The sequence below is a fragment of the Burkholderia sp. 8Y genome, assembly GCF_902506145.1.
In the GTDB taxonomy this organism is placed as follows: domain Bacteria; phylum Pseudomonadota; class Gammaproteobacteria; order Burkholderiales; family Burkholderiaceae; genus Caballeronia.
On sequence record NZ_LR733519.1, the window covers coordinates 2144391 to 2165123 of the forward strand.

Below are 20733 nucleotides of genomic sequence, written 5' to 3' on the forward strand. Positions count from 1 at the left end.
TGCATTAAACCATCCGAACGCCCCATTGCGACCACCAGTTGACTGCCAGCGACGTGCGGGTTTTCAGGGACACGCCCGATTGCGCGCGCTTTTTGCACTTGATAGCGTGACTGATCGCGGCCCGCTGCTCACTCACTCGATGCCCGTCCCTCAAGACTTCCACTTCCTGCTGCTGCCCCAGTTCTCGTCGATCGGCTTCATGTCCGCGATCGAGCCGCTGCGCGTCGCGAACCGCTTCCAAGGCGAGCTGTATCGATGGCACATTCTTTCGGTCGATGGCGGGCCGGTCGCCGCGAGCAACGGTATATCGCTGAACGCGGACCGTTCCATCGACGATGCCGCCGATGTGCGCACGCTCATCGTCGTGTCGGCATTCGAGCCGCTGGCGGTCTATACGCGCCGCATCGGCGAGTGGTTGCGCAAGCTGGATCGCGCGGGCGCGACGCTCGGCGGCATCGACACGGGCAGCTTCATTCTTGCCGAAGCGGGGCTGCTCGCGGGCAAGCGCGCGACCTTGCATTGGGAGGCACTGGCGGCATTCGCGGAGCGGTATCCGTCCATCGAAACGAGCCAGGAAATCTTCGCGATCGACGCGCGGCGCATCACGTGTGCGGGCGGGACGGCATCCATCGATCTGATGCTCGATCTCATCGCCCGCGATCATGGCGCGGAACTCGCGGCGCAGGTCTCCGAGCAGTTCGTGCTCGGGCGCATTCGCCAGCGCAGCGATCATCAACGCATGAAGATCGCCGCGCGTTACGGCATTCACAACCGCAAGCTGATTCAGGTGATCGGCGTGATGGAACAGCACATGGAAGAGCCGCTTGCGCCGGATGCGCTCGCGGAATCGATCGGCGTCACGCGGCGTCAGCTCGAACGCCTCTTCTGCTCCGCGCTGAAGGACACGCCGACGCACTTCTATCTCGGCCTGCGTCTTGCGCGCGCCCGCGAACTGCTTCAGCAAACCGACATGTCGATACTCGCGGTCTGCGTCGCGTGCGGCTTCGAATCGCCGTCGCATTTCTCGCGGACGTATCGGGCGCGCTTCAATACGAGCCCGCGGCAGGACCGCAGCGCATTGCGCGCCGTGATCACCGCGCGAGCCGCCTGACCTTAGAAAGAATGCCTCATACCCACGCGCACATCGGCCTGCGTGTTCGACGTGGACGGCGTGAAGCTATAGCCGATGACGGCATCGACCGGTCCCGACGCGCGCAGATAGTCGCCTGAGATATAGACGTCGGTGCGCTTGGACAAGAGGTAGTGCAGTCCGAGCGATCCCTGATTCCAGTGATTTCCTTCGAATCGCGTGTGCTGATAGCCGCCGTAGAGCGCGATATCGGGCCTGAAGTTATACGACGCGCCTGCCTCGTAGACTCTCATGTAGGACGTGACGCCAAGCCCCTTGATGCTCGTCCACGTGAAGTTGCCCGACAGCATGAGGTTGCCGATCGTCCACGCGGCGCCCATCGCGAGCGCGCCTTGCTTGTCGGTGGGAAACGCGTTTGTGCTGTACAGGTCCGTGCGCGCGCCCGTCACGGGATCGATGCTGACGACCGGCTGCCCGAGGAACGTATACGCGCCGATCATCGCGTAGGGATCGAACGCATAGATGCCATTCGGGTTGTTCAACTGCGTATAGGCGATGCCCAGATTGAACGTGTTCGCCGCATAGTGCCCGCCCACACTCCACGCGCTGTTACGATGAAAATTGCCCGCGATATTGCCGAACGAATACATGCCGCCGAACGTGAAGCCGCCATAGTCGCTCGACAGAAACTTCACTGAATTGGGCAGCCGGTCGCCGTTCATGCGATCGAAGTCTCCCTGGTGAATCGCATAGCCGCTCGCCCACGCCGAGATGTTGTAGAGATAAACGAACTCCTCGGTCATATCGAGCTGATTACCGAACGATATCTGGCCCCACTGTTTGCTTGCGAGACCCACATACGCCTGACGGCCGAACTCCGCGCCGCCGAACGCGTAGCTTCCGGTGCCGAGATGAAAACCCGATTCCAGCGCGAAGACCGCTTGCAGTCCGCCGCCCAAATCTTCCGTTCCGCGAAAGCCGATACGGTTGCCGTAGGAGATGCCGTCATCGAACTTGACGACGTGCGAACCCCCGGTGTTGTTCACATAGGTAATGCCGGCATCGATAATGCCGTAGAGCGTCACGCTGCTTTGTGCTTGCGCTTGAGCGGGCGCGAGCGCCGCGCTCGCGGCGAGGGCGAGGCTGGTCATGCAAGATACACGTCGTGCGTGGCGGTGTACGGCGTTGGGTGTATTCATCAGCGTGTCCTTTTTATTGTGGGTCGACACGTAAAGTAAATTGCCATATACGTGGCGGCTCGACTAATTGCGACGCAAATGTGCTCAGGTGCGACGGGTTCGCGTTTCGCGCGCATTGGCGCATGCCCTTCTACTTCACGCCGAGCGCGCTTTGAACGGCTTCCAGTCCGTTGCCGCCGTTCGCGGTCGTCACGCCGTCGAGCCACGTCTTGAGGAGCGCGGGATTGCGCTTGAGCGCATCGGTCGCGGCCGTGTCGATCTTCTGCTTCCTCTCGAGCACGTCCGCGATAACGCCGTTCTCCAGATCGACGTTGAACGCCATCTGCCTGAAAAGGCGTCCGAGATTCGGGCATTGCTGTTCATAGCCGCTGCGCGACACGGTGTTCACGGTCGCGCCGCCGAAGTTGGGGCCGAGGTATCGATCCCCGCCGTCGAGATAGACGAGCTTGAACTTCGTGTTCATCAGATGCGGCTCCCACGCGAGAAACACGATGAACTTCTTGTCGCGTATCGCGCGCTCGACTTGCGTCAGCATGCCGGTTTCGCTCGATTCGACGACCTTCCAGTCGCCGAGGCCGAAGGCTTTGTCGTCCACCATCTTCTTGAGGTTCTGGTTGGCAGGCGCGCCGGGTTCGATGCCGTAGATGCGCTTGTCGAACTTGTCTGCGTTCTTCGCGAGGTCCGCGAACGAATGCACGCCCGCCGCCGCCACATAGTCCGGCACGGCGAGCGTGAACTTGGCGTTGGACAGGTTCGCCCGCACCACGTCGATGGACTTCTCGTCGACGAACGGCTTCACGAGCGGCGCCTGCGCCGGCATCCAGTTGCCGAGAAACACGTCGATCTGCCCTTTCTTCAAACCTTGATACGTGATCGGCACCGACAGGTTGGCGACGTCCTGCCGATAGCCGAGCGCCTTCAGCACGATGCCGCTCATCGCGTTGGTCGCGTCGATGTCGGTCCAGCCCGGATCGGCCATGCGTACCTGCGCGCACGACGGCGGATCCGCGGCGAATGCAAGCGACGCCGCGCAGCCGAGCGCGGCGTGAAAAAGCGCATGAAAGAGGACTTTTTTCATCTGCGTTCCTGTCGAAAGGTGCGGTTGATGGTGCAGCGGCTTTTAGTGCTCGACGGCGGGAAAGCGCGCCATCGCTTCCAGATCGTCGAGGTCGAGATGATTGCGCATGTAACGCTGGCTCGCATCGACGCGAGGCTGCCAGTCCCACGACTGGATCGTGCCGCGCGTGGTGGACGCGAAGTGAAAATGGCGGCGGCGCTGGCTCTTCAGCACGTCGCGATGCAACGCTTCCAGATCCCAGCGACGCGCGACTTCCTCACGGAACGCGGCGGCGAGTGCCCGATGCCGTTCGTCTTGCGCCAGATTCGTCCGTTCGAACGGGTCGGCATTGACGTCGTAGAGCTGGTCGGGATCGACCGTCGTGTGAATGAACTTGTAGGCTCCGCGCCGGATCATGACGATGGGCGCGATCGCGCCCTCGGCCAGATACTCGCCGATCGCTTCGTCATGGCCGCCCGTTCGCGTCAGATGCGGCAGGAGGCTGCGTCCGTCGATGGCGTCGGGCCATTCACGCGGCGGCGCATTGCGCGCCAGTTCGACGAGCGTCGGCAGCACATCCAGATGCGAGACCGACTCGGCCACGCGATGCGCCTCGAAGCGCCCCGGCCGATGCACGATCAGCGGCACGCGGCAGCCGCCTTCGAAGAAGGTCATCTTGTACCAGAGGTTGCGCTCTCCGAGCATCTCACCGTGATCGGACGTGACGATGATCGTGGTGTCGTCCGCGAAGCCGGCCTGCTCCAAGGCTTCGAGGATCGCGCCGAACTGGTCATCGACATACGACACCGCGCCGTAATACGCGCGCCGTGCGTTGCGGATTTGCGCGTCGGTCGGCGGCGTGCGATCGGCTTCGTAGACGTGACGCAGACGCCGCGAATGCGGATCGCTTGCTTCGAGCGCGTCGCGATGAAGCGGCATGTCCACGTCCTCATCGCGATACATGTCCCAGTATTTGCGCGGAATCGCATACGGATCGTGCGGATGCGTGAGCGACGCGACCATCATGAAAGGCCGCGCGTCCTTGCCCGCTTGCCGCTCGCGCGCCATGTCAAAGAGCTTCTGTCGCACGGTGAACGTGACTTCGTCGTCGAAGTCGAGCTGATTGGTACGCACGCACGGGCCGGCTTCGATGACGGAACTCATGTTGTGATACCACGAGGGACGCGCCTCGAAGTTCTCCCAGTCGGGCGTCCAGCCGAAATCGGCGGGATAGATGTCGGTGGTGAGCCGTTCCTCGAAACCGTGCAGCTGGTCCGCGCCGCAGAAATGCATCTTGCCCGACAGGATCGTGCGATACCCCTCCGCGCGCAGATAGTGCGCGAAGGTCAGCGTTTGCGACGGGAACTCGGCGGCGTTGTCGTAGGCGCCGATGTTCGAGGGCAGCTTGCCCGACAAAAACGAGAAACGCGACGGCGCGCAGAGCGGGCTCGCGCAATACGCGGATTCGAAGACCACGCCGTGACGCGCGAGCGCATCGATATGCGGCGTCTTCGTCACGCGGTTGCCGTACGCGGCGAGCGCGAACGGCGTGAGTTGATCGGCCATCAAAACAAGGATATTTTGTTTCGCTTCAAGCATGGAGCAAGCCTCGAATAGAATCGGATGCAAGAACCGCGCGCCCGGTTGTTCGCGCAATGTCACTATTGCCGTCCGATTTTCGTCTGTGAAGACGGCATTTCGTTATGCGCCCATAAGGAGCCGTTATGCCGCGACAAGACCGCCTGCCGCCTATGCAGGCGCTCCTGATGTTCGAATCCGCCGCGCGGCTCGCGAGCTTCACGGCCGCTGCGCGCGAGCTCGGTTCGACCCAGCCCGCAGTGAGCCAGCGCGTCGTGCAGCTTGAAGAATCGCTTGGCACGGCGCTGTTCGAGCGCGGCCACCGCGGCGTGACGCTGACCGAAGACGGCGCGCGTCTCTTCGATGCAGTGCGTCAGGGCCTCGATGTCATCCGTGAAGCCACGAGCGATATCCGCGCGCGCCATACGCAGCGCGCGCTGACCTTGTCGACGGACTTCGGCTTCGCCACCTACTGGCTCATGCCGCGCCTGCCGCAATTCAAGGCGCTGATGCCCGATGTCGACGTGAAGATCATCACGTCTCAGCAGATGCCGAGCGCGTCCGGCGATTGCGCGGATGTCGCCATCGTGTTCGGCGACATGCACGGCGACTGGGGCGCGCGCCGGGCCGTGAAGCTGTTCCCGGAACGCGTCACGCCCGTATGCAGCCCGACTTTCGCGGCGACGCATGACACCTCCGATCTTTCGAAGCTACCGCTGCTGCATGTCGAACGCACGCAGCCCGAGCGATGGCTTTCATGGAACGCCTGGTTCGACGCGCACGGCGAGACACCGCCGCCCATGCACGGCGGACTGACCTTCAACAGCTACGCGCTCGTCGCGCATGCGGCGGTCATGGGCCAGGGCGTCGCGCTCGGCTGGTCGCCGCTCATCGACGAACTCGTGTCCACGGGCCAGCTCGTCTCGCTCAGTGCGGCCTCGCTCGTCACCGATCGCGGGTACATGCTGCTCACGCGACGCGACCAGTCGGCGGCCGTGCGCGCTTTCCAGGACTGGCTGCTCGACGAGTGCGACGCAATCGTCTGACGCCGACCGCTCGTTCGCTTCATTTCGCTGTTTTGTTGATTGACCGTCCAATATAAAAAAAGTAGCATGGACTGACGTTCTGCACAACCGGGGCCGCCATGCTCTCTTTACGTCGACCACCATGCCAAAGCTAGGAATGCGGGAAGTGCGCCGCGCGCAACTCATCGATGCCACCTTGCTGACCATCGACGAAGTGGGACTGACGGGCGCCACGCTCGCGACGGTGGCCCAGCGCGCGTCCATATCGACCGGCATCGTGAGCCATTACTTCGGCGACAAGGACGGGCTGCTGGAGGCCACCATGCGCCATGTGCTGCGGTCGTTGTGGCAAGGCACGTCGCGCCGGCGCAAGGCCGCGAAGCCCGATCCGCGCTCGAAACTGCGCGCGGTCGTCGCGGCCAACTTCGATGTCGAGCAGGTCAACGGGCCGGTCATGAAGACATGGCTCGCGTTCTGGTCGGAAAGCATGCATAAGGAACAACTGCGGCGTTTGCAGCATGTGAACACGCGGCGTCTCTACTCCAATCTGTGCACGGATTTCTCGCGCGTCATGAGCCGCGCTGCGGCCCGCCGCGCGGCAACCGGGCTCGCGGCCCTGATCGACGGTCTCTGGCTGCGCGGCGCGCTCGCGGGCGAACCGTTCGACACGAAGACCGCGTTGCGCGTCTCATACGACTACATCGATCTCATGATCCAGCCACGAGACTGATCATTCCAACGCATTCAGGAGACGCAGGCGATGCCAGTTTTCGAAGAGCAACGGCTTTACATCGGCGGCCAATACGTCGATGCCACCAGTGGCGAAACCTTCGACACGCTCGATCCCGCCACGGGCGAAAGCCTCGCGCGGGTGCAGCAGGCGTCGCAGGCCGACATCGACCGCGCGGTTCGATCCGCGCAAGCGGCGCAGCAGGAATGGACCGCATTGACGTCGATGCAACGCTCGCGCATTCTGCGTCGCGCGGTGGAGTTGCTGCGCGCGCGCAACGACGAACTCGCCGCGCTCGAAACGCGCGATACAGGCAAGCCTATCTCCGAGACGCGCGCCGTGGATATCGTCACGGGCGCGGATGTCATCGAGTATTACGCGGGGCTCGCGACGGCAATCGAAGGCGAGCAGATACCGCTGCGCGAATCGTCGTTCGTCTATACGCGGCGCGAGCCTATCGGCGTATGCGCGGGCATCGGCGCGTGGAACTATCCGATACAGATCGCATGCTGGAAGTCCGCACCCGCGCTCGCGGCAGGCAATGCGATGATCTTCAAGCCCAGCGAAGTCACGCCGTTGAGCGCGCTCAAGCTCGCGGAAATCTACACGGAAGCGGGCGTGCCACCGGGATTGTTCAACGTGGTGCAGGGCGATGCCCGCGTCGGCGCGATGCTCGCGGAGCATCCCGGCATCGACAAGATTTCGTTCACCGGCGGTATCGAGACTGGCAAGAAGGTGATGGCGCGCGCGGGTGGATCGACGCTCAAGGACGTGACGATGGAACTCGGCGGCAAGTCGCCGCTTATCGTCTTCGCCGATTCGAACCTGGAGCGCGCCGCCGACATCGCGATGAGCGCGAACTTCTTCAGCTCGGGCCAGGTCTGCACGAACGGCACGCGGGTGTTCGTCGAACGCAGTGTCATCGAGCAATTCGAACGTCTGGTGCAGGAACGTGTGAAGCGCATTCGTATCGGCGCACCGGATGATCCTCGTACCAACTTCGGGCCGCTTGCGAGCACCGCGCAGTTGCAGAAGGTGCTGGGCTATATCGAAGCAGGCAAGCGCGAAGGCGCGCGGCTGCTTGCGGGCGGCGCGCGTCTGACCGATGGCGCATTCGCGCGCGGCAACTACGTGGAGCCGACCGTGTTCGCGGATTGCCGCGATGACATGCGCATCGTGCAGGAAGAGATATTCGGTCCGGTCATGTGCATCCTTCCCTTCGACGACGAAGGCGAAGTCATCGCGCGCGCCAACGACACGGTGTATGGCCTCGCGGCAGGCGTCGTGACCGAGAACCTCTCGCGCGCGCACCGCGTCATACATCGGCTGCACGCGGGCATTTGCTGGATCAATACATGGGGCGAGTCGCCGGCGGAGATGCCCGTTGGCGGATACAAGCAATCGGGCATTGGTCGCGAGAACGGCATCGTCACGTTGCACGCCTACACGCGCATCAAGTCGGTTCAGGTGGAACTCGGACCGTATCAACCCGTGTTTTGAGGAGCTGTCCGATGAGCGCGAAAGAGTTCGACTATATAGTCGTCGGCGCGGGTTCGGCGGGCAACGTGCTCGCGTCGCGTCTGACCGAGGACGAGGACGTGACCGTGCTGCTGCTCGAAGCAGGCGGCCCCGATTACCGCTTCGATTTCCGCACGCAAATGCCGGCGGCGCTCGCGTATCCGCTGCAAGGACGCCGCTATAACTGGGCCTACGAAACGGAGCCCGAGCCGCACATGAACCATCGCCGCATGGAATGTGGACGCGGCAAGGGGCTCGGCGGATCGTCGCTCATCAACGGCATGTGCTATATCCGCGGCAATGCGCTGGATTACGACAACTGGGCGTCGATGCCGGGCCTGGAGAACTGGAGCTACCTCGACTGCCTGCCGTATTTCCGCAAGGCGGAGACGCGCGATATCGGCCCGAACGAATACCACGGTGGCGATGGCCCCGTTCATGTGACGACGAGCAAGCCCGGCAACAATCCGCTCTTCGCCGCGATGGTCGAAGCCGGCGTGCAGGCGGGCTATCCGCGCACGGACGATCTGAACGGCTATCGGCAAGAAGGCTTCGGCCCGATGGATCGCACCGTCACCGCGAACGGACGACGCGCGAGCACGGCGCGAGGCTATCTCGATCGCGCGAGACAGCGTTCCAATCTCACGATCGTGACGCATGCCACCACGGACCGCGTGCTGTTCTCGGGCAAACGCGCGATCGGCGTCGCCTATCTGCATGGCGGCCAGCGCGAGACCGCGCATGTACGCCGCGAAGTGCTCGTGTGCTGCGGGGCGATCGCGTCGCCTCAGTTGTTGCAGCGTTCGGGCGTGGGCCCCTCTGCGTGGCTGAAGGAACTGGACATTCCGGTGGTGCACGACTTGCCCGGCGTTGGCGAGAACCTCCAGGATCACCTCGAAATGTACATGCAGTACGCATGCAAGGAACCGGTGTCGCTCTACCCGGCGCTCAAGTGGTGGAACCAGCCCGCCATCGGGCTCGAATGGATGGTGAATGGCACCGGCATCGGCGCGACGAATCATTTCGAGGCGGGCGGCTTCATCCGCACACGCGACGACGACCTGTGGCCGAACATCCAGTATCACTTTCTGCCGGTTGCGATCAACTACAACGGGTCGAATCCCATCGATATGCACGGCTTTCAGGCTCACGTCGGATCGATGCGCTCGCCGAGCCGGGGCCGCGTGAAGCTGAAGTCACGCGATCCGAACGCGCACCCGAGCATCCTCTTCAACTACATGGCCGATCCGCTGGACTGGCGCGAGTTTCGCGACGGAATCCGCATGACGCGCGAGATCATGCGGCAGCCCGCGCTCGCGCGCTATCGCGGCAAAGAGCTTCACCCCGGCGACGATGCCATGACGGATAGCGAACTGGATGCCTTCGTGCGCGCGAAAGCAGAGACGGCTTATCACCCGTCATGCTCGTGCAAGATGGGATATGACGACATGGCCGTCGTCGATGGTGAAGGACGCGTGCATGGGATCGATGCGCTGCGTGTCGTGGACGCGTCCATCATGCCGCAGATCACGACGGGCAACCTGAACGCGCCGACGATCATGTTGGCGGAGAAGATCGCGGATCGCATTCGCGGCATCGCGCCGCTTCAGAAGATCAATACTCCTTATTTTGTGGCTGATGGCGCGAAGAAGCGGACGGATTTAGTAAGCGCCCAGCCTGAGAGAGTCTTGAAGTAATCAGCAAGCGACAAGATCAACCTATCCAACTGGAGCAGCGATGAGACACCTTGTAGCCGGGATGACATGTACCCTTGCTATCGCCAGCAACTTTGTCGTCAATGCCTATGCAGCGGATCCGGCAAGCTGCCGCACCGTTCGGATGGCCGACATCGGATGGTCGGACATCGCGGCGACGACGGGCCTCACGACCAACGTCCTGTCGGGCCTCGGCTACGCGCCATCGAAGATGATGGCATCCGTTCCGATCACCTTTGCTGGCGTGAAGTCGAAACAGATCGACGCCTTTCTCGGCTACTGGTCGCCTTCCATGGACCCGGTCATCGAGCCGTTCGTCAAGTCCGGGGCGCTCAAAGTGGTGAACCCGCCCAACCTGACCGGCGCGAAATACACGCTGGCCGTGCCTGATTATGTGTATCAGGCGGGCATCAGGAGCTTCTCCGACATCGCGAAGAATGCCGACAAGCTGCACTACAAGATCTATGGAATCGAGCCGGGGAACGACGCGAATATCCTGATCGACAAGATGATCAAAGCCAATCAGTTCGGCCTCGGCAAGTTCAAGCTCGTGGAATCGAGCGAGGCGGGCATGCTGGTCCAGGTGAACCGCGCGGTGCAGAACAAGGAGTGGATCGTCTTTCTGGGCTGGGAGCCGCATCCGATGAATGTTCGAATGAAGATCGACTATCTGTCGGGCGGCGACGACGTGTTCGGGCCGAACTATGGCGAAGCGAAGGTGTACACGGTGCAGCCGACCGATTACGCCGCGCGATGCCCGAATGCGGCCCGGCTTTTCGCCAACCTTCGCTTCAATACGTCCATGGAGAATCAGATCATGACGCACATCATGGACAAGGAAGACCCCAACAAGGCAACGCTGGAGTGGTTGAAGGCGAATCCTTCGATTCTCGACAGTTGGCTTGCCGGCGTAACGACTCTGGATGGAAAGCCTGGACTGCCGGCGGTCAAGGCGTATCTCGCGAACCACTAAAGGTCGGACAAAGCAGTTGCCGACGCGGTCGATGCCGTGTTGCTAGCAGCATGGCATTCGACGACGAAGCCTTCTGGATGATTCATGACCCACGAAAAGACGTCGGCCTATGGCGCACTGTTTGTCGCGATACTGCTGGAGATCGCCGGCACGACTTGCCTGCAGAAGTCGGAGCAGTTCACGAAGCTCGCCCCAACCCTCGCGATGGCGGGCTTCTATCTCGGCGCGTTCTATTTTCTTTCGATCGTGTTGAAGACGATTCCCGTCGGACTGGCTTACGCGATCTGGAGCGGGCTAGGCATTGTTCTGATCTCTTGTGTCGGCGTGTTCGTCTTTCGTCACAAGCTGGATGCGCCTGCCGTGATTGGCCTTGGGCTGATCGTGGTGGGTGTGGTGATTATCAACGTGTTTTCGAAGGCGAGCGTGCATTGAGGGGGATTTGATGTAGCCCCTCACCGCACGAACATCGTCGATGTCTGCCGCCTCCGCGAAGAGCACGACTCAATGCATCTATTAACCGCTTCCCGCATTAGCCGTAGATTGAAGCGTTATCGCCGATATGCGCCTCAATCCCTGAACGGTCGATAAGAAGGATGAACCGCCGCGCGCAGCATCTCGGCGTCGCCGTCGCTATCGCCGTAGGCGTAGGTTTCGAAGTCCGCAAGCGGCCTGCCGAGCAGCGATTCGATGCGATGCACCTTTTCGGCCGCGCGGCAATTCGCTCCTTGCATGCGGCCTGTGGCCTGCGCGCCGGCGCGTTCGATTCGCGTGCAAAGCAGATCGTCGAAACGAAGATCGCGCGCAATGTGCTCCAGATACAGATCGAGCGATGCGCTCACCATGATCAGCCGATGCCCGCGCTCGCGATGCCAGCGAATGCGCTCGACCGCGGCGGGCCGATACCACCTGGGCACCGTCTTGGCATAGGCGCGTCCGACGGCTTGGAGACGCGCATAGTCCGCGCCGGCAAACAGCCGTGCGAGCAGGCGGGCCTTGAAGCGATCGCGGGTGGACAATCCGCCGTAGACCATCAGCGCATGTGCGCCTAACGACGCAAATGCGGCGCATACGCGCGTCCTTCCGAGGGCCTCGAACAGATAAGGTGCGAAAGTGTCTTTCGTCGTGATGGTGCCGTCGAAATCGAAGAGTGCGAGGGTCTGCGTCGTCATCATGCCTCGACCATCTGCACGATTGCGAGACGTCCGCCGTCGCCTCGGGCAAGCAGAATCTGCTGATCGTGCTTCAGTTCTACCTTTCCGCCGATCGGAATGTCCGTCTTGTTCGCGACGTCGCGAAGATCAGGCAAACGCTCGTTCACGAGCCACCATCTGTTGTCGTGAAACACGAAGTAACCTACGCGCGACTTTTGATCGTCTGCCAGGCGCTCGTTCGGCACGATCAGGTTGTTCGCGTGCCACCAGAAAAGCGACTGACCGGTCCACACCATGAGGCGATGGTTGTCACTACGGAAGCTGCCTTGCTTTCGCGACGAATATAGGTTCAGCACCGGCAGCTTGCCTTTGAAAGCCGTATCGCAGAACGCACATTTGGGCTTCGTCGAATTGTCGAACACGTACCACTTCTGTTCGCACGCGGCGTTCTGGCAAGGTTGGACGAGATCGACGGTCTTGACGAGCGCGGTTTCCCAGTCGCTGGCGGACGGCCGCTTCGACGGATCATGGAGACCGTCGACGAATGCCTCCTTGAAGCACTTGGCGAGATACGGCCCGGTGATCGTATAGGGGAGTTTGTCAGTATCGGCCCACGGCAGCTCGGAAGGCTTCGCGTTCTTTGTGCGAATGCGATTGCTCGCGTCGCTCGGATGCTCGACGAACAGCGCGCGCTCGCCCATCATGAGCGCTTCGTCGCGCTGTTCGTCCTGCATATCGTGTACTTTGCCGCCGCGCAGCGGATGCCGATAAAGCAGATACATGTAGATCAATACGGCGAGGGCGTGCAGATCGGTCTCGCGTCGCGGCAGTGAACGCTTCGGGTCGTTCTTCGGCAGATGCGTGGTCTTCACCACTTCCGGCGCGATAAAGTCGGGCGTTCCCACGACATCCGGCGGATATTTGCCGGGCACGACAAGCCCGTCGAGATCGATCACGCACGCACCGCCGCGCGAAGGATTCACCAGCACGTTCTTGTAGGAAAGGTCGGAATGCGCGAGGCCGGCGAAATGCAGTCGGCGCGTTGCGCGGGCGAGCAGCACGCACATTTTCAGATGCGTGAGCCAGTCGCCCAGTTCGCGTGGGTCGACGAAGCGATTGCGCAGATTCGACGCCGCGAACCACTTGCCCTCCTTCTCATTGCCCTTGATGCCAAGGCTGTCGTTGTTCTTCGAGCCGTACTCGAAGAAGAATTCCTTGGCATAGGCCGGAGCCACGATGCCGAGTCGTCCTTCGTGTTCGAGCACATTAGTCGGCCAGCAGAACAGGTTCTTCCAGTACTCGCCGCCGACGTTGTTGAAAACGCTTTCCCGGTATCTTCCGGTGATCATTTGCAAGCGGTCTTTAGCCTGCGCGTCTTGCTTCTCGCGATAGAAGCCCACGACATACGACCTGTCCGGCGAGAAGTACACGTCCTTCACTGCGCCTTGCGCGATGATCTCATCGACGAACTCCACATCCCTCCCGTCGAGCGTCTTGCATTTGACGACTTTGCCCATGCCAATCACCTCAATGTTTTCTCAGCGTGCCGGCACGTGCTTCCAAAGCGTTCGCACGGCCGGGTCTGCGTGATTCGCGGCCGCTTTCGCGATCACCAAAGCAGGGTGATCGTCCGGTCGTCGTGATGTCCCTGTCTGAAGAAGTGCAGCCAATCGACCAGTGCTACCGCTGGATCATCCGAGTTCAGCGAGGGCTCGATGTCCTGCCACAGCGCATCCCACTTCGCCGGATCGGCAAGACCGTTGTCGGTTTCGAAGTACGGGTCCGATACGCCGTCGGTCATCAGAATGACCGCCGACAGGTCGCCGTATCGTCCGATGCTCACGCGCTTCGCGAAGCCTTCAGCCAGCGTGGCACGATCCAGGAAGCGCGTCTGACCGGCGAACTCTCCGCCATCGGGCGTGCCCATCAGCTTGACGGTGCCGCTGGACCAATACGCCGCAATTGCGCCGTCGCCCATCCAGAAGGTCGCAAGGAACGCGTTCTCGCCGTCTCGTTTGATAGCGGCTGCAAGCAGCGTGGTCGCATAGCTGCGGACCGGCGCGCCGCGCTCGTTCGCGGCCTGCTCGATGCCCTGAACGGCCAGCGTCGCCATGCGGTGGAAGCAGTAGTGAAACTCATTGCCAAAGGTGTTGGCCGAATCGGCATCCCACCTCGCCAGCAGGCCGTTCACTTTCGCGCCGAACTCACCTGCGAGCTCCTCGACCAGCGCGCAGCCCGCCGTCTGGACGGCAACGCGTGAGCCTTCGCGTGAGAACTCCGCGCTGCCCGCGCCGTCCGCCACGATGAGCACGTTCCAGCCGTTCGTCTGCGTCGACGCGATGAAGAAGTCGTCATCGCGGAACGTGCCGCCGTGCTCGTGCGAGCGTCCGCGCCGGCTTGCCGCGACCATCCTGAAGCCATCGCCTTCGATCAACTGTTGCGCGAGATGCGGCTTCTGATAAGGCAACGCCTGGTCCGGTTCGACGACCTTCCACAACGAGCGCGGATCGGGATTCGACGTAAGACGGCACTCGCCGGTTTGACGCGACGCGTGCCCCGGATAACGCCACTGCAGCGGTAGAACGAAATCTCCGGCGAGCGTCGGGACACCCGTGACGCTTTGTGTCGCCACATCGAAGCCGAGGCCGAGACCTTGAGGAACCACGATGTCGAGCACTTCCAGTTCGCGTCCCGCGCTGTCCCGTCCTTCGATCTTTGCGGTGTATTCCGTGCCGACCTTGCAATTCGCAAGCACAAAACGCGGTTGCGGAACCTGAGCTGGAATCGCAGGCGCAGATGGCGCGGCACGGTCGGACGGCGTGGCAGGCTTGGTTATCGATACCTGTATCGGCGATGGCGCGGTCGGCACGGCGGCAGGCGCAGCAGTCGTCGGCGCGGAACTTTCGGGGACTTGTTCCGGCGTAGGTGATTGCCCTTCGAGCGTGGATGTTTGCACTTCGTAAGCGTGTGTTTGCGCTCCGTGAGCAGTTAAGGACTCGGATTCTGCTTCGGCCTGCTTCGCGGGTTCCGCTGCGTCAGGTTGCACGACGTCGCGCGGCGCGATGTCTGCCGGGCTGGTTGTCGCTGCGCCGGGATCGATCGGGGAAGGTGGCATGGGAATGGGCTCGGTCATCGGCGACAGAGCATAGGGCGTTGCGGCCGGCTGCGCTTCGGGCTCGATGGAAAGGTGACTCGACGATGCATCTTCGGTGCTTTGACCTGTTTGCGTGGCGGGATCTTCGCTCGCGTCCGCGCAATGGCTTTTGGCGCTCGTATGAAGCGCCCACGCGAGGCTCAGCACGAGGTCGCAGGCCTCGTCGGATTTGGCGAAGCTTTGGATATGAGCCTTCGGGAGTGCCGGCAGCCGCAACAATTGGAAGGTGCCGGTGCCGCTCAAGATGTCATCGACCAGTCGCTGCACTGCCGGAGCCGTGCTTGCTTTGACGCCCGCCTTCGCGGACCACTTCTGTTTCTCGCTCACCGCATCACCCCTGTCCACGCCGAACATCGAATCCGCCATCGCCTTCCGACGAGCCGTAGTTGAAGAAAACGTCTTTGGCGCACCACGGGCAACGTGCCTCACCGGGCGCCGCGATGCACATCAGCTTGCCGCACGCGCAAGCGGCAAATGCCGTTGTGTTGCCGCAATGCGGACAGCTGGGCGAGCCATAGAGCATCGACGTGTTCACCTTGGCATCGGTCGCGCTCGGATCAGTCCATTCGAAATAGTCCGCACCGATCGGATAGCAGCCCGTCAGCCGATAACCGGATACTTCCAACGTAAAGTCGCGCGTGTTCACGGCGCTGGACTCACGGTCGTACTTGATCAGATAAGGCTCGCTGCTCTTCTGGCAGCGCCCCACGAGCGTCACACAGGCTTCGTCGGCCGCGGGTACCGCCTCCTTGACGACGTGAAGGATTTTTTCGTCGAGAACAGGCAAGGCATCGGCCTTGGCGCCATCGCCGACGCTCTTGCTCTGCGCAACGACGGACGACGACACCCACCTCACGAATTTCGTGAACGCTTCTTCCTGCGTGTCATCGAAGACGAGCGCGTGGCCGGTCAGCTCCTTCAGCACCGACAGGTCCGCGTTGCTGCCGATTCCCACCGCGATGAGCGTTGCACGATGCGCGTAGTCGGCGTTCCAGCGCTGAATTGCCGCACGATAGCGGTCGGTCGGACGACCGTCTGTGAACAGATAGACGATCGGCTTCCAGTCGCCCTTCGTATCGGCTGTCGTACGCACGACGGAACGGTCCATCGTGTCCATGAGCGTGGTCAACGCCGCGCCGAGAGCCGTTCCGCCGCCCAGCGGCAACTTCGGTGGATAGAACGACACGACTTCGACTAGCGGCACCACGGTCTTCGCGACACCCGCAAACGCCAGCACCGACACATGCACGGTTTCGAGCGCGTGCGGATCGGTGCGCAGCGTGCGTACGATCGACTGCAGCCCGGCTTCCATCTTTCTGATCTTGTCCCCCGCCATCGATTCCGAGCAATCGAGAACGAAGAACACAGGCAATCTGCGCATCGAACTTCTCCTGAGGCTTTTTTGCACGATTCGAGCAGGCGCCCACGGAGCCGGCCGCGCACTTGGGCACGGTCGCCGATGCATTCGTGGACGCATTTAGAGAACGAGCTGCACCTCGGGCGGAGGCGGCGGCAACGACACTTGTCCGTTCATGCCCGCGCTGCTCGAGCCGACCGCGACCGACGCCGACACCCACTTGAAGAAGCCCGAGAATGCCGATGCATCCATCGTGTCGAGCATCACAACGCGATCGGTCAGCTCCCGCAGCACATCCTGCTTTGCTTTGGGGCCGGCCGCACAAGCGATGATCGAACCGAAGTTGCGCGCCTTGACCTCGGGCACCGCCTGACGGAAAGCATGAAGATCGGAGGGACTGCCGTCCGTCATGACGAACAGCAGCGGCCGCCAGTCGCCCTTGCTGGCGGCAGTCGTCTTCCTGACGTCGCGATCGACGCGTTCGATGAGCAGTTCCAACGCTGCGCCCATGAACGTCGCGCCCGCCTCCGGCACCGTGATCTCGCCGAGACTCACGTCGTCGAGCCCGGTCAGCGGAAGATACTCGCGTGCCTCGATATCGAACGTGATGATCGAAAGATGCACGCTCTCCAGCGCATAAGGGTCTTGCCGGAGCGCACCGATCATTGCCTGCAAACCCACGTTCACCGAGATGATGGGCTCGCCGCGCATGGAACCGGAGGTGTCCAGAAGAATGTAGACAGGAAGTCGCCTGCTCATGGATTCGCTTTTCTCCGCTCGATCTCAGAGGTAACGCTTGAGCCAAGTCACGAACGTGTCTGATTGGTCCGGGCTGCCGATTGCGTTGAACTTCCAGCCGCTCGACTCGCGCACCAGTTCGGCGAACAGCATCGATCGGCAATCGGCGAAGGCCGCGCCGCCCGACAGATCGAAGCGGACCATCTCCTTGCTCTTGCCGTCTTCCGCGCGAATGTATGCGTTCGCGACCTTGCCGAAGTTCTGCCCGCGCTTCTCGCCTTCGTAGATCTGCACGACAAAGACGATCTTGCTGAATGTGTCAGGCAGATCGTTAAGCTTGACGATGATCTGCTCGTCGTCGCCCTCGCCCGCGCCCGTCCGGTTGTCGCCGGTGAGCCAGATACAGCCCGACGTGTGACGCATGCTATTGAAGAACACGACATCGCCGCCGGCCAGCGTCGGCCGGCCGTTCTTCTGATCGCCAAGGTGATGAACCTTGCCGTCGTCGTGGCACAGGAAGGCCACTACGTCGAGGTCGTACTCCTCCGGCTTCTTGCCGAACAGACCGCCGAGAAAGCCGCCCTTCTGTTCGTTGATGTCCCAACCGAGCCCGATGGTGACCATCGACAGGTCGTACTCGTTCTTCTTCAGGCTGACGCCTTGGCCTTTCTTGAGGGTGATCGCCATGTCTTTATCTCTCTAGAGCACCACATTGACTTCGGGCGGCGGCGGCGGAAGGTCGCCAAGACCGCTGACTTCTTTTTGCTGATCGACCTTCTGGCTGCCGGTCGACACGGAGGCGGAAACCCACTTGAAGAACGCCTTGATCGTGCTCGAGTCCGCCGTGTCGAGCGACACGACGACTTCCGTGATCTGCTTGAGCACATTGGTATCCGCGCCATGACCCGCCGCGCACGCGACGATCACGCCGGTGCGGACCTTGCGGAGCTTCTCGAGGCCGCGCGCCCAGTCGTCGGTCGGCACGCCGTCGGTCATGATGAAAACGAGGGGCTTCCAGTCGCCTTTGACCTCAGCCGTGGTCTTGTTCACCTCGGCTTCAATGCGCGTCGCCAGCAGCCCGAGCGCCTCGCCCAGGGCGGTGGTGCCGCTGGCCGCGATGTGGGGCGTCTGGAACGCCGAGAGCTCCGTGAGCGGCACGGCCTGACGCGCCAAACTGTCGAACGTGATCACGGACAGGTACGCCGTTTCGAGCGCATAGGGGTCCTGCCGCAACGTCGACACCAGAATCTGCACGCCGTTCTTCAACGCCTCGATGGGCTCGCCGCTCATCGAACCGGAGACGTCGAGCAGTAAATAAACCGGAAGCCTTCTCATCTTCTTCTCCTCTTTGAATTCAATGCTTTCAAGGCCGATGCCGCTCACGCGACCTGCACGCCGAACTGGCCGCACAGAGACTCGAGGCCGCCCGCGAAGCCCTGGCCGACCGCCTTGAACTTCCATTCGTCGTTGTGTCGATAGACTTCGCCGAAGATCATCGCGGTTTCGGTGCTGTAGTCTTCGGACAGATCGAAGCGCGCAATCTCCACATCGTTGTCGAGGTCCACAATTCGCATGAACGCGCCCGACACCTGACCGAAGTTCTGACGGCGCGCTTCCGCTTCGTCGATGGTCACGCATACCACGACACGCTTCACGTGATTCGGCACGAGCGTCAGATCGATCTTCAGTGCTTCGTCATCCCCCGCACCGGCGCCCGTGCGGTTATCGCCCGTGTGCTCCACCGAGCTGCAACGCGAATCGAGTTGGTTGTAGAAGATGAAATCTTCATCGCCGCGCACCTTGCCGTTCTCGCCGACCATGAATGCGCTGGCATCGAGATCGTAGTCATCGCCGTCCGTGGCACGGGCTTCCCAGCCCAGACCAACGAGGATGCGAGTCAGCGAAGGCGCGGTCTTCGACAGCGAGACGTTGCCGCCCTTGGATAGAGAAACTGCCATGAGTCTTCCTTTCAACAATGACGTGAGGAATGGGCGAAAGCGCGTTAGCCTGCTTCCGCGTTGGAGTCGGGATGGTTCTTGCGATGCATCAGCGACGACGCCATGGCCGCGACGATGAACCCGACGCCGATCAGACCGGTCACCACTTCGCTGACATGCCAGACGATGCTCGCGAGCATCATCAGCGCGAGCGCCCCGATTGCGTAATGCGCGCCGTGCTCCAGAAACACGTATTCGTCGAGCGTGCCCTTTTCGACCAGATACACGGTCAGGGAACGCACGAACATGGCGCCGATGGCAAGACCGAGCATGATGATCACGACATCCTGCGTGATGGCGAATGCACCGATAACGCCATCGAACGAGAACGACGCATCCAGCACTTCGAGATAGAGGAAGCCCATCACGCCGGCGCGCTTGGCCGCACGGCCCACTGCTTCGCCCTCTTCGTCGTCTTCGAAGAGGTTGCCGAGGCTGTCGACCAACGCATACAGGAAAATGCCGCCCACGCCGCCCACTAGCACCGTGACGCGCGTCGCTGCATCGATGGGAAAGAAAGCCTGGACCAGAAGCAGGATGGCAAGCGCGCAGATCGTGCCCGCCGATCCGAACTTGCCGAGACAGGTCAGTTTGGCCTCGAGCGCGCCGAGCCAGTGCAGGTCTTTCTCGTTATCGAAGAGGAACGATGCGAATACCAGGAACAGGAAGATGCCGCCGAAGGCCGCGATACCCGCGTGCGCGCCGCTCAGATACGCCGCGTATTGCTCGGGTGCCTGCAGCGCCATGCTCGTGACGTCGACGAGACCCTGGCCGGTGGCGACGGCGACAACCAGAATGGGAAACAGCAGACGCATGCCGAAGACAGCGACGAATATGCCGACCGTCAGGAAGAGCCGGCGCCATCTCGCGTCCATCTCTCTGAGGATGGACGCATTGACCACGGCGTTATCGAAAGACAAACTGACTTCCATCACGCCTAGCAACAGAACGAGTGCGATCGCCGGAATGCCGTTACCGATGGACGACTGTCCCCAAACAAATGCCAGGCCGATGCAAGCAATGGTAAACAAAAGTGAGTAGCGAAAGTGTCGCATTAGAAACACCACAAATAGATGAGAAAGCTAGCCAAGCGGGCCGCCGACCATTATCGAAAGCCCCTTGGTACACGCGTCGTTCAAGAACTCACTGCAACGTGGTCGTCGATTCGTGCGTTCGTTGAATTGAGCACCGCCTCAACTGCGGCACCGTACACCCGCACCGAATGCTGTTTCTACAAAGTCCGGCGGCAGATCGGACGCCAGTCGACGGTTGAATTCGAGCAATTGTTCGGCGCCATAGTGAGCTTTCAATTGGTCGAAAATACAACTGCAAACGGAAGTCTCTGCTCCTTGCGCATGACAGCCATCGACAAAACTTTCTTCCGCTTTGTCGATCTTGGTTTGGCAGGCCGCCAAGGCCAACGCGACGGACAAGCTCGCAATTAAGATCCG

Annotated in this window: 20 protein-coding genes; 8 read left to right on the forward strand and 12 right to left on the reverse strand. The window is 61.7% G+C overall.

From position 1 onward, the window contains the following. Positions 1 to 139 precede the first annotated feature (139 nt). Positions 140 to 1111, forward strand: a complete 972-nt coding sequence (locus tag GV035_RS09580; protein ID WP_159835051.1) for a GlxA family transcriptional regulator — start codon at positions 140 to 142, stop codon at positions 1109 to 1111. Positions 1112 to 1113: 2 nt separating this feature from the next. Here GV035_RS09580 and GV035_RS09585 read toward each other — a convergent pair whose 3' ends face one another. The 3 genes from GV035_RS09585 to betC all read right to left on the reverse strand — a co-directional run bounded on the left by GV035_RS09585 (position 1114) and on the right by betC (position 4945). Next, positions 1114 to 2241: a porin gene (locus GV035_RS09585; RefSeq protein ID WP_159834696.1), complete on the reverse strand. Its 1128-nt coding sequence runs from the start codon at positions 2239 to 2241 to the stop codon at positions 1114 to 1116. Between the two features lie 178 nt (positions 2242 to 2419). Then, on the reverse strand, positions 2420 to 3367 hold the full coding sequence (locus GV035_RS09590; RefSeq protein WP_159834697.1) for a choline ABC transporter substrate-binding protein: 948 nt from the start codon (positions 3365 to 3367) through the stop codon (positions 2420 to 2422). Positions 3368 to 3409: 42 nt separating this feature from the next. Further along, complete coding sequence (gene betC / locus GV035_RS09595) at positions 3410 to 4945, reverse strand: choline-sulfatase (protein ID WP_159834698.1); 1536 nt, start codon at positions 4943 to 4945, stop codon at positions 3410 to 3412. Between the two features lie 125 nt (positions 4946 to 5070). On the opposite strand from betC, the gene GV035_RS09600 reads away from it, so the two are divergent. From GV035_RS09600 to GV035_RS09625, 6 genes are all read left to right on the forward strand, one after another. Continuing rightward, complete coding sequence (locus GV035_RS09600) at positions 5071 to 5970, forward strand: choline sulfate utilization transcriptional regulator (RefSeq protein WP_159834699.1); 900 nt, start codon at positions 5071 to 5073, stop codon at positions 5968 to 5970. A gap of 121 nt (positions 5971 to 6091) precedes the next feature. Continuing rightward, positions 6092 to 6679: a transcriptional regulator BetI gene (betI, locus tag GV035_RS09605; RefSeq protein WP_159834700.1), complete on the forward strand. Its 588-nt coding sequence runs from the start codon at positions 6092 to 6094 to the stop codon at positions 6677 to 6679. Between the two features lie 30 nt (positions 6680 to 6709). Beyond that, complete coding sequence (betB, locus tag GV035_RS09610) at positions 6710 to 8179, forward strand: betaine-aldehyde dehydrogenase (protein ID WP_159834701.1); 1470 nt, start codon at positions 6710 to 6712, stop codon at positions 8177 to 8179. A gap of 11 nt (positions 8180 to 8190) precedes the next feature. Further along, positions 8191 to 9894, forward strand: a complete 1704-nt coding sequence (gene betA, locus GV035_RS09615; protein ID WP_159834702.1) for a choline dehydrogenase — start codon at positions 8191 to 8193, stop codon at positions 9892 to 9894. A 61-nt stretch (positions 9895 to 9955) separates the two neighbouring features. Further along, positions 9956 to 10885 (forward strand): choline ABC transporter substrate-binding protein, encoded by a 930-nt coding sequence (locus tag GV035_RS09620; protein WP_236572568.1) that lies wholly within the window; start codon positions 9956 to 9958, stop codon positions 10883 to 10885. Between the two features lie 84 nt (positions 10886 to 10969). Then, positions 10970 to 11317 carry a DMT family transporter gene (locus GV035_RS09625; protein WP_159834704.1) on the forward strand — a complete coding sequence of 116 codons (348 nt, stop codon included), beginning with the start codon at positions 10970 to 10972 and terminating at the stop codon, positions 11315 to 11317. 134 nt (positions 11318 to 11451) lie between these two features. Here GV035_RS09625 and GV035_RS09630 read toward each other — a convergent pair whose 3' ends face one another. The 9 genes from GV035_RS09630 to GV035_RS09670 all read right to left on the reverse strand — a co-directional run bounded on the left by GV035_RS09630 (position 11452) and on the right by GV035_RS09670 (position 20337). After that, positions 11452 to 12057 (reverse strand): HAD-IB family hydrolase, encoded by a 606-nt coding sequence (locus GV035_RS09630; RefSeq protein ID WP_159834705.1) that lies wholly within the window; start codon positions 12055 to 12057, stop codon positions 11452 to 11454. Continuing rightward, positions 12054 to 13553: a helix-hairpin-helix domain-containing protein gene (locus GV035_RS09635; RefSeq protein ID WP_159834706.1), complete on the reverse strand. Its 1500-nt coding sequence runs from the start codon at positions 13551 to 13553 to the stop codon at positions 12054 to 12056. Before GV035_RS09635 ends, GV035_RS09630 begins: the two co-directional genes overlap by 4 nt. Positions 13554 to 13645: 92 nt before the next feature. Next, the gene (locus GV035_RS09640) at positions 13646 to 15517 is read right to left on the reverse strand and encodes a PP2C family serine/threonine-protein phosphatase (RefSeq protein ID WP_201303940.1); all 1872 of its coding nucleotides are present in this window, start codon (positions 15515 to 15517) and stop codon (positions 13646 to 13648) included. 4 nt (positions 15518 to 15521) lie between these two features. Continuing rightward, complete coding sequence (locus tag GV035_RS09645) at positions 15522 to 16571, reverse strand: TerY-C metal binding domain-containing protein (protein ID WP_159834707.1); 1050 nt, start codon at positions 16569 to 16571, stop codon at positions 15522 to 15524. A gap of 96 nt (positions 16572 to 16667) precedes the next feature. Next, positions 16668 to 17306, reverse strand: a complete 639-nt coding sequence (locus tag GV035_RS09650) for a VWA domain-containing protein (RefSeq protein WP_159834708.1) — start codon at positions 17304 to 17306, stop codon at positions 16668 to 16670. Positions 17307 to 17330: 24 nt separating this feature from the next. Beyond that, positions 17331 to 17972 (reverse strand): TerD family protein, encoded by a 642-nt coding sequence (locus GV035_RS09655; protein WP_159834709.1) that lies wholly within the window; start codon positions 17970 to 17972, stop codon positions 17331 to 17333. Positions 17973 to 17984: 12 nt separating this feature from the next. Continuing rightward, a complete protein-coding gene (locus tag GV035_RS09660) occupies positions 17985 to 18668 on the reverse strand; it encodes a vWA domain-containing protein (protein WP_236572505.1) in 684 nt (227 codons plus the stop codon). Continuing rightward, positions 18665 to 19243 (reverse strand): TerD family protein, encoded by a 579-nt coding sequence (locus GV035_RS09665; RefSeq protein WP_159834710.1) that lies wholly within the window; start codon positions 19241 to 19243, stop codon positions 18665 to 18667. Before GV035_RS09665 ends, GV035_RS09660 begins: the two co-directional genes overlap by 4 nt. A 44-nt stretch (positions 19244 to 19287) precedes the next feature. After that, the gene (locus GV035_RS09670; protein WP_159834711.1) at positions 19288 to 20337 is read right to left on the reverse strand and encodes a DUF475 domain-containing protein; all 1050 of its coding nucleotides are present in this window, start codon (positions 20335 to 20337) and stop codon (positions 19288 to 19290) included. A gap of 18 nt (positions 20338 to 20355) precedes the next feature. Between GV035_RS09670 and GV035_RS29440 the strand changes: the two genes are divergently transcribed. Further along, the gene (locus GV035_RS29440) at positions 20356 to 20727 is read left to right on the forward strand and encodes a hypothetical protein (protein WP_236572506.1); all 372 of its coding nucleotides are present in this window, start codon (positions 20356 to 20358) and stop codon (positions 20725 to 20727) included. The last annotated feature ends 6 nt before the right edge of the window (positions 20728 to 20733 follow it).

Bases quoted from the DNA above. Each gene is read 5' to 3' on its own strand.
- GV035_RS09585 (WP_159834696.1), bottom strand. From the start codon at position 2,241: ATGACCAGCCTCGCCCTCGCCGCGAGCGCGGCGCTCGCGCCCGCTCAA.
- betC (WP_159834698.1), bottom strand. From the start codon at position 4,945: ATGCTTGAAGCGAAACAAAATATCCTTGTTTTGATGGCCGATCAACTC.
- GV035_RS09630 (WP_159834705.1), bottom strand. From the start codon at position 12,057: ATGATGACGACGCAGACCCTCGCACTCTTCGATTTCGACGGCACCATC.
- GV035_RS09625 (WP_159834704.1), top strand. From the start codon at position 10,970: ATGACCCACGAAAAGACGTCGGCCTATGGCGCACTGTTTGTCGCGATA.
- GV035_RS09655 (WP_159834709.1), bottom strand. From the start codon at position 17,972: ATGGCGATCACCCTCAAGAAAGGCCAAGGCGTCAGCCTGAAGAAGAAC.
- GV035_RS09635 (WP_159834706.1), bottom strand. From the start codon at position 13,553: ATGGGCAAAGTCGTCAAATGCAAGACGCTCGACGGGAGGGATGTGGAG.
- GV035_RS09670 (WP_159834711.1), bottom strand. From the start codon at position 20,337: ATGCGACACTTTCGCTACTCACTTTTGTTTACCATTGCTTGCATCGGC.
- GV035_RS09650 (WP_159834708.1), bottom strand. From the start codon at position 17,306: ATGAGCAGGCGACTTCCTGTCTACATTCTTCTGGACACCTCCGGTTCC.
- GV035_RS29440 (WP_236572506.1), top strand. From the start codon at position 20,356: ATGAGAAAGCTAGCCAAGCGGGCCGCCGACCATTATCGAAAGCCCCTT.
- betB (WP_159834701.1), top strand. From the start codon at position 6,710: ATGCCAGTTTTCGAAGAGCAACGGCTTTACATCGGCGGCCAATACGTC.
- GV035_RS09665 (WP_159834710.1), bottom strand. From the start codon at position 19,243: ATGGCAGTTTCTCTATCCAAGGGCGGCAACGTCTCGCTGTCGAAGACC.
- betA (WP_159834702.1), top strand. From the start codon at position 8,191: ATGAGCGCGAAAGAGTTCGACTATATAGTCGTCGGCGCGGGTTCGGCG.
- GV035_RS09645 (WP_159834707.1), bottom strand. From the start codon at position 16,571: ATGCGCAGATTGCCTGTGTTCTTCGTTCTCGATTGCTCGGAATCGATG.
- GV035_RS09590 (WP_159834697.1), bottom strand. From the start codon at position 3,367: ATGAAAAAAGTCCTCTTTCATGCGCTTTTTCACGCCGCGCTCGGCTGC.
- betI (WP_159834700.1), top strand. From the start codon at position 6,092: ATGCCAAAGCTAGGAATGCGGGAAGTGCGCCGCGCGCAACTCATCGAT.
- GV035_RS09600 (WP_159834699.1), top strand. From the start codon at position 5,071: ATGCCGCGACAAGACCGCCTGCCGCCTATGCAGGCGCTCCTGATGTTC.
- GV035_RS09620 (WP_236572568.1), top strand. From the start codon at position 9,956: ATGACATGTACCCTTGCTATCGCCAGCAACTTTGTCGTCAATGCCTAT.
- GV035_RS09580 (WP_159835051.1), top strand. From the start codon at position 140: ATGCCCGTCCCTCAAGACTTCCACTTCCTGCTGCTGCCCCAGTTCTCG.